General features: G+C 43.4%; 6 protein-coding genes. 1 reads left to right on the top strand and 5 read right to left on the bottom strand.

The features are described from left to right. The coding region (locus tag HNQ38_RS13455; RefSeq protein ID WP_183722214.1) for a transposase at window positions 1-154 on the bottom strand (154 nt) is incomplete at its 3' end. Between the two features lie 536 nt (window positions 155-690). Between HNQ38_RS13455 and HNQ38_RS13450 the strand changes: the two genes are divergently transcribed. Continuing rightward, the gene (locus tag HNQ38_RS13450; protein ID WP_183722211.1) at window positions 691-1,320 is read left to right on the top strand and encodes a YagK/YfjJ domain-containing protein; all 630 of its coding nucleotides are present in this window, start codon (window positions 691-693) and stop codon (window positions 1,318-1,320) included. Between the two features lie 170 nt (window positions 1,321-1,490). Here HNQ38_RS13450 and wbaP read toward each other — a convergent pair whose 3' ends face one another. The 4 genes from wbaP to HNQ38_RS13430 all read right to left on the bottom strand — a co-directional run bounded on the left by wbaP (window position 1,491) and on the right by HNQ38_RS13430 (window position 7,751). Beyond that, window positions 1,491-2,888 carry an undecaprenyl-phosphate galactose phosphotransferase WbaP gene (gene wbaP / locus HNQ38_RS13445; protein ID WP_183722209.1) on the bottom strand — a complete coding sequence of 466 codons (1,398 nt, stop codon included), beginning with the start codon at window positions 2,886-2,888 and terminating at the stop codon, window positions 1,491-1,493. Between the two features lie 86 nt (window positions 2,889-2,974). Further along, a complete protein-coding gene (locus tag HNQ38_RS13440; RefSeq protein ID WP_183722206.1) occupies window positions 2,975-5,563 on the bottom strand; it encodes a glycosyltransferase in 2,589 nt (862 codons plus the stop codon). Next, window positions 5,560-6,459, bottom strand: a complete 900-nt coding sequence (locus HNQ38_RS13435) for a glycosyltransferase family 2 protein (RefSeq protein ID WP_183722203.1) — start codon at window positions 6,457-6,459, stop codon at window positions 5,560-5,562. Before HNQ38_RS13435 ends, HNQ38_RS13440 begins: the two co-directional genes overlap by 4 nt. Further along, complete coding sequence (locus HNQ38_RS13430; RefSeq protein WP_281377856.1) at window positions 6,456-7,751, bottom strand: oligosaccharide flippase family protein; 1,296 nt, start codon at window positions 7,749-7,751, stop codon at window positions 6,456-6,458. Before HNQ38_RS13430 ends, HNQ38_RS13435 begins: the two co-directional genes overlap by 4 nt. Window positions 7,752-7,753 lie beyond the last annotated feature (2 nt).

The raw sequence follows: 7,753 nt of genomic DNA, 5'->3' as shown, positions 1-7,753 counted from the left end.
CCGCAGCCTCCATGCCCCCATACTTGGATTTCCATTTGTAGTACGTGGCCTGGCTTACACCGTATTCTCGGCAGACATCGGCTACCGTGCGCCCACCTTCAGCTTCCTTCAGAATCCGAATGATCTGACTTTCCGTGAATCGAGATTTCTGCATTGCCGTCTCCTTGAGGGCAGTTTGCCAGAAATCTCTACCATGCGCTGGTCCTATTTTAGGGGAAGGTTACAAAGCCAATACTCTTCGTTATGGCATTTAACACACTGAAGTAAGTAAACTTTGTCGCATACTATTATATGCAGGAAATACGTTGTTCCATTTTATTGAGTATTCAATGTCATGGGGAATGTAGTAATATGCTCTTCCCCGGTATATAGTAGTATCTAATCTAATCTAAAAATAACTATAGTTATATCAATAAAAAACATTTAACATAAATAAAATAGTTAAATTGCATATGTATACTCATAAAATAAACAATGTAATTATAATATACAGTAAATGACCGATAGGTCTCAAAGGTTTTATGTAGAGCTACATAAATTATTAACAAACTGTATCGATTCAAGAACATATACACACATTACATCATCTTTTGATAATACTAACTCTCTTAAATTAAAAAATATTCATATGCATAGATATGATGAGTTTTAACAGTATCTAAATTACATTTTAAATTATGGAGAATAAAAATGTTAGTCAACACAATCACTTCAAACGAATATCGTGGATATGCCATCAACACAGGAACCAACAACAACCTTCCATGCAACACAAAGACTCTAGATCAGATCATTGACACTACTGAGTACATGACTTCCAATCATTCAAAAACATTGGCTATAAGAATAGATATTCATTCTGAACAAGACTCAGATAAAACCCTTAATCGAAGAGATGTTACACGTATCCTCGAGAACACAAAAAGAAATATCAATACAAAATTCAAAGATTCCAAGAACCAACCAGATATCAAAACTATTGTCACAACAGAACAAACGTCTCCAGAAGCCAACCCTCATTACCACGTGATGTATTTAGTTAATGGCAATGCCATTCAGAATGGTTATTCCATCTATGAAGAGGTCAATAAGCAGGTAAAGAATAAGCTTAAAACTGACACTAATGGCCTTGTCCATTTTTCTGAAAGCAATGGCACACAAGGCATCATGATCGACAGGAACTCTGAGAACTTTGAACAACAGAAAAACAATGTTGTTTATGCTGGGAGTTATCTGGCTAAAACACGATCCAAAGAACACAATCCCAAGGGGTCAAGGGTGTCCTCCTCAAGCAGGATAACTAAGAGTAATAGTAAGTAAATTACCTTGAAAATATGGGGATAGATCATTCAACTGGCAGACTGATAAGACTCCATCAGGATAAACCGTGTATGTGGTAACTCCTGATGGAGTCTACACGCGAATCTCAAACGAGAATGAGGTGCATCGCATGCCTTCGCCCATGGAGTCCTTTTTGTTGCATTCGTTGTTTAATAAGCCCCTTTTGCGCCAAGTATCACCGGTATCGTTTTGATCAAAATCCACCAGTCTAACCAAACCGACCAATTGTTAACATAGTAACTGTCCAAGTATACCCGCTCTGTATAGCTTGTATTGTTACGGCCTGATATCTGCCACAAGCCCGTAATGCCAGGACGTACAAGGCAATAATCCTCAAAAGCAGATTTGTACTTTTCAACTTCACTTTCGACTATTGGTCTTGGTCCCACAAGGCTCATTTCTCCTTTAAGGACGTTGAGTAATTGGGGCAACTCGTCAAGGCTATACTTTCGCAAAAAGTTACCAACTCGCGTGATACGGGGATCGTTTTTAAGCTTATGATCTTTTGCCCATTCTTCCCGAAGGTTGGAGTCTTCAGTCAGTAGTCGCCGCAATGCGCCCTCGGAGTCTGACACCATTGTGCGAAATTTATAAATCAGGATGGTTCGGCCGCCTTGCCCCAATCGTTTTTGGCGGTAGAAGGCGGGACCAGGACTATCAAGGCGAACGATCAATATTAGCAGAAGGCCAAGCGGTATTAGAACTACTGAGCCAAGAGCGCAACCTATCAGGTCGAGGGTGCGTTTAAAGTAAACTCGCCATTTATCGCGTAATTTCTGTTGTAGAATAAGGCCGCCTATTTTCCCCAGATCGCAGGGGGTAAGCCAAGTGCGTCGCAACGAACTATAAAAAGTAGGCACGAATAACACCTTGCGGAAATGGCGGCTAATTTCAACTGCACAGGATCCCTGTGTTTTTGCGCTTAACGACATACTGAGCAAGGGTAAGGCGTTTGGATGCTTTCTTTTTATGGATGCAATTGAGTGACGCAAGGTTTCAATGTCTGATGCTATTGGATAAATTGCAGTAGGGTGCAGGTTGAAGCCTGGGTTGTTAGAAAAATAGTCAAACATATTTTGGCCTTGTCCATCTTTATCCAGTATTATAAGAGGCGTGGCCCACCACTTGGCACGGGAAAAAATCCGGCGGCATAGCCAGCGCATTAATGGTAAGGTAATGATGGTCAAGCCCCACCCGCCAATTATGGCCAAACGGGAAAAAAGATCTCCGGTTTGGGTCAAAAACAACACTGTTAAAATAATGGCATAAACAGTACTGGTCAGAGTAAATAGTGCTTTAAGTTCCAAGTGGGGTGGCAGGTCAACTGTGCGATACAAACCGAGGGTTGCCGCGAAAAATGGGCCCAAGAGCAATAAGGCCAGAGTGCACTGGGATAAAGTAAGGTCAATTCCGCCCCAAATGAGACGAAGAGAAAACATAGCTATAGCTGTGCCTAAAAGAGCAAACAAATCAAAAATGCACAGCAGAAAAGGTCGTGGAGGGATATTCAGCCTGCACAGGATCCGGATAAGAATAGGTTTTTTCATATGGCAACTGATTGACGCGGACGGGCCGCGGTGGCTTAGCTGGGTTAATTTGTTGACAGTTTTTTTGAGTAGCCGACTAAATTTTATTACTGTAGGCCAACGCGCGTATGCGTATTCTCATCTTTACCAACAGGTTGGTTACTTGGATAAAGTAAATTTAACCATGCTGGAAAAAGTTGGGGCAGGGAGAAGTATTCTGCCCTTTTTCGAAGGCATTCGCGCTCCTCTTCTGAGGCCTCATGAAGCAGGTAATGCTCTATGCCTTCAGCCAGCTTGGTTGCATCGGGGGGAGTCAAAATTCCGTAGTGGCCAGAATCCAAAACTTCAGATGGACCGCTGGGGCAATCCACCGCCACAACAGGTACGCCAAGGGCCAAAGCTTCTACCAAAACTAATGAAAAACCTTCAAAACGGGAGGATTGAGCTAATACACGCGCACATGACATGACAGGATGTGGGTTTAAGAATCCAGGTAGTAAAACATACCCACTTGTGCCTAGCTCTTCAGCCCTTGCTTCAAGCTTTTTACGTTCGCTTCCTTCCCCCACAATGCAACAGCCAACCTCAAAGCCTCGTTGCAGTAATAGCGCGTGTGCATCAAGAAGCAGAGAGAAGTTCTTTTGCCATTCTAACCGTCCGACTCCAATGATTATTGGAAATCTACTTATAAAAGATTCGACATTTTTTGGCAGAGGAGATTTAGAAGTAGTCCGAATGGCATCAAGATCGACCGGATTGTATATGCGTACAAATTTTTCTTTGAGACAAGGGAATAATTGTTGACTTGAGCGCACAATGCCATCGCTCACGCATACTACTGTCTTGCATCTGGAAGCAGCCCAACCGAACAAAATGCGATACAAGCTTTTATAAATATTGCCGCGCTGTTCAAGGTAGCCAGCCAAATCTTTATGTAACCAGCCAATGGCTCGCCCGGGAGCAAAAAGTCCGGCTATAAAAAGGCTTTGTAACTCAAGGCTACCAACAACAGCATTGCTCATGCGTGCAATATCTTTGACACGTAACAAGTGATACAACATCTTACATGCCCCACCGCTCGATGGCATAGAAATGCTAGCACCATGCGGTAAGTGTTTGTATAGCTCCGGTAGATAGCGAAGACAAACGATGACAACACGATGTTCTTTTTTTGCCAATTGTGCTGCTAATAGTAGAGCCATTTTTTCTCCGCCACCACCAACACTGTGCATAATAATACAACATGACTTATTTACTCTTTTTTCAATCTTGTTATAATTGATTGCTGTCCCAAAGAAAAAGCTTAAAGGCAAAAGTAGAAGTGCATTGCGCGGATCGTAGGAACCCAAAAGAGTTGTAACGGCCATAGCGCACCAGGCCCAAAAGGCAGGGGCTGTAAATCCGAGGCAGGGATTGCTGGGGGCAAGGCTTCGTAAGAAAAACAATCGTCGTCCGAGCATAAAGAAAAGCAGCGTGACCCCAACTGTGAAAGGGATACCGTAGCGTGCTGTAAAGGCCAATATGGCTGACATTTCACCAACATTTGTTTTTTTCCAGTAAGCAAGCTCCGGTTCGTCCAAATTTTTTTGGTATTCTTCTCCAGCGTAGAGATAGGGGAGATACCAACTCCTTCCAGTTCCCCAAAAGGGATGCTCTGCAATCACAGCTAAGCTACCTCTGGATATTACAGCACGCGGGGTCCCACTGGCAGCATACCCTTCAGTAATACGCTTAAATAAATTGGTATCGCCTTGAGGGATGCAATTCAAAGCAATAGCAAAAATGATTGCACCAACGACAGCAAAGAGAACGTTTTTCTTCAGTTGTACTGCGCAATACATAAAAATCCAGACGAGTATTGCCACTATAGCCAAGATTTGACCAGTTGTAGATCGACAGGCTGCCATCATAAGGCATGTGCAAAGAAAAATAATCCAGGAAATTATTTTTAATGGCTTTGATCTTTTTTGGCGTCCCACAGCCAGCAAGCCAACAGATAATGGGACGAATATTACAGCAACGTGCGACGCAAATATGGAAGCTTCTTCAAAAATACCATTAATTCTTGCCAAGGATAAAACGTAGGCACCTTGTTTATAAAAATCATACAGTCCATCTTTCCATCGTGCTTCAAAAATCGAGGCTATGGATTTCAACAGTGGATGAAGCGTATTGAGGATGCCCTGTATACGAGGGTCTTCAGGCAGGGCATAAAGATCATACTGATGGCCCAATGGAGTGCGGAGATAAACAAAGGTGGCCTGGAGACAAAAAATTATAAATATGAATAAAAAAAGTGCGATAACGCCATATAAAGCTGCACGCTGGGATTGTTCGGTCTGGGTTATTACCACTCCCAGGAGTGCAAAGAGCGCTAAAAACGGTAGTTGAGCACAAAGCTTAATCAGATCAAAAAACACTGATTTTGCAATGGCTTCTTGCCCAAAATAGTACGCGCTATGCCAACTAGTAACGACCTGTGCCAGCAGGAAAATGCTCAGCCAAGGTAAAGCGGGGCGAAAGAGATTGTACGCTCCGCGTATGGACCACCAACCACAGTGATAGCCCCATGCCATGAAAGGCACGAGTAACCATATGAATAGGTGTTGCAGGTAGTAGTTGGGAAGGTTAGTGATCCAAATTTGCCATGCAGCACACGGGAAAAGAAAAAAAGTTGCGACAGAACGTATTGTCATAAGATGTTTCTCTTTATGAAATATAGCGCCATCCTGGTATATCCAACTATGGAAAATATCAGTTGCTTAACTGAATGAGTATTTCGCAGTAGGGCAGTTAAAAATAGCCGTGAGGGATAATATACCCCATGTAAAAAGCAAAGTTTGCGATACAATGTGGCTTTTTGTTTGGATAAGTTGTGGCAGTCAAGAAATCTTTTGAGGTCATCAAGCGCTAGAAAAATTTCTTTTCGCTGTTCCAGGTTTGTACTTAGACTGATATCTTTACGAATATATGTGTATAAGGGTTCAGGGACACATCCAATAATTGGGTGGAGACTAAAAAGTTTTACAGAAAAAGCCATGTCTTCCCCAATGCGACAATTTGTAAATGATAATCCGTTGTCTACCAGAAAAGAACGTTTATAGATTTTATTGAAAACTGAATATAGCAGTATTTTTTGTTCCAGAAGAGCTTCTGGGCTTTCTTCCTTAGGTGGAAGCACAATTTTATTTTTTATTCTATCTGTTACTGTAATGCCACAGATTGCTACATCAGCCTGGCGCTCACCGATGCGTTGTAGCAGTTGTTCAAACATCTGAGGGCAAAGCTGGTCATCCACATCAACAAAGGCAACATATCTCCCTTTTGAAGCGGCAATGCCTGTGTTGCGCGCGGCTCCGGGGCCAAGATTTTTCGGGAGGCGAAAAACTTGTACCAGAGAAGGGAAGCGGTGATGCCACGCAGAGCACAGCTCATATGTTTCATCACTTGAAGCATCGTCCACTAAAATGATTTCGCCTGGGGGAGTGTTTTGCTCCATAAGCCCTGTAACACAAGGGGTGATCCACCCCGCCGCATTATATACAGGAACAATGACAGAAAACAGAGGGACGGATTCGTGGACAGTCATCATTCACGAGCACTTGTTTTATTAATTGACCCACTAGAGCACTTTGAAAAGATACATGGGTAGGTTCGTATCACCTGAGTCAAAACAATTAAAAAAATACAACCCTCCGCAATGATTGGCAGAGAAATTGCCCCAACTAACCCGTATCGATCAGCAAGAAAAAGAGCGCAAGGTACGCTGGTTAAGGCTGCTGCTACTTGAGCCAGCGTTAGCGTTGCTTCTTTTCCATGCGGCACTAAAATCTGAGGGCCAAGAATCATATTCAAACTCAGTAATGGTACAACCACCGACAGAGCTTTTAACACCCAGATTGATGCAACATACGATTCGCCGAGAGCAATTCGCATGACCTCGGGCGCCAACACATAAAGTCCTACTCCAGCGCAGGTGCTAAGTAATAGACAGGCCCCGAGGGCCAGCTGTTGTATGCGGATTCGAGTATTACGATCTCCGTGCAGTGCACAAATTTCAGGAAATAGCGTTTGTGTGAGCGGATTGCTCAAGCTCACTATTGCTCGAACTATTTTGTCCGCAGCAAGGAAAAACCCCATATCCTTCGCTGGCAGGATGCCTCCCAGCGCGAGATGCGCCACACTTCCATAAAGTTGTCCGGCAATGCCACCCCCAAAAAAAATTCGAGTTTGCCACAATAGCGTGAATGCGGCTTTGATCGAAGTTTTTTGATAATACTGCCGACATATGCCAATGATCAGCCAAAGATAGGCCCCGCCTTTGCACAGGGCAAGAAGCGCCAAGTACCTTTCCCCGTCTTGAGGTACGTGAACCAAAGCAAATGTCATAATCAGCAATACAGCACTGCTGCCAACGTCCCATAGTGCTAGTTTGCGAATGCTGCCATCACCCAATCCTTGGAGAAACCAAAGAGGATTTGCTCCACGCGCGACTCCCGCGCCAATGGCCCAGAAGAATGCACCAGGGGATTCCTTCGCGTGAGGAATTATTGGAAAAAGAATGCAAGAAAGGCTTATGGCCATTATAGCAAGCAGGAGCTTTGCAAGAAGTCCGTTACTCCATATCTTTGTGAGCCGGTCTGTTTCATTTCTGTGAGATGCTATTTCTCGTACACCTCCCAGTAAAAACCCCCAATCAAGTATAAAGCCAACTATGATTGGAATAACATTCCAATACATAATCATGCCAAATGCATCTGCTTTCAAAACCCGAGCCAGATAGGGAAGTGCAAGTAGCGGCAAAAAAATCTGTGCCGCCTGTATACAGCCAAAAGAAAGAATTGCGCTTACAATCCTGTTCCGCCATTTCCACCGAAATAACATTG

It is taken from the genome of Desulfovibrio intestinalis (genome assembly GCF_014202345.1).
Lineage (GTDB): Bacteria > Desulfobacterota > Desulfovibrionia > Desulfovibrionales > Desulfovibrionaceae > Desulfovibrio > Desulfovibrio intestinalis.
This window is presented reverse-complemented; position numbering and strand designations above follow the sequence as displayed.

Bases quoted from the DNA above. Each gene is read 5' to 3' on its own strand.
- HNQ38_RS13450 (WP_183722211.1), top strand. From the start codon at position 691: ATGTTAGTCAACACAATCACTTCAAACGAATATCGTGGATATGCCATC.
- wbaP (WP_183722209.1), bottom strand. From the start codon at position 2,888: ATGAAAAAACCTATTCTTATCCGGATCCTGTGCAGGCTGAATATCCCT.
- HNQ38_RS13440 (WP_183722206.1), bottom strand. From the start codon at position 5,563: ATGACAATACGTTCTGTCGCAACTTTTTTTCTTTTCCCGTGTGCTGCA.
- HNQ38_RS13435 (WP_183722203.1), bottom strand. From the start codon at position 6,459: ATGATGACTGTCCACGAATCCGTCCCTCTGTTTTCTGTCATTGTTCCT.
- HNQ38_RS13430 (WP_281377856.1), bottom strand. From the start codon at position 7,751: ATGTTATTTCGGTGGAAATGGCGGAACAGGATTGTAAGCGCAATTCTT.